1 pseudogene is annotated in these 230 nt (G+C 61.7%); it reads left to right on the forward strand.

From position 1 onward, the window contains the following. Positions 1-230: pseudogene (locus tag ACQG3P_RS25275) on the forward strand (DUF3108 domain-containing protein); the annotation flags it as partial.

A 230-nucleotide genomic window follows, 5' to 3' on the forward strand; every position in this document is an offset into this window, starting at 1 on the left:
CCCTCAAGCAGATCGACGGCAACAAGTGGCAGTACAGCCTGGATGACAGCAACCAATTGGCGACCCTGAGCCAGAACACCACGTTCGAGGAAGCCAATGGCGCCCAGCGCCCCCTCAGCAGCCGGGATCGTTCGATGGTGCTGGTCAAGAAGCGCACCGTGGAAGCCAACTCTGACTGGTCGAAGAAGCAGGCTACCTCGACGCGCGACATCAAGCCGGACCCTGCCGGA

The sequence above is a fragment of the Stenotrophomonas sp. SrG genome (genome assembly GCF_050031795.1).
Taxonomy (GTDB): domain Bacteria; phylum Pseudomonadota; class Gammaproteobacteria; order Xanthomonadales; family Xanthomonadaceae; genus Stenotrophomonas; species Stenotrophomonas rhizophila_A.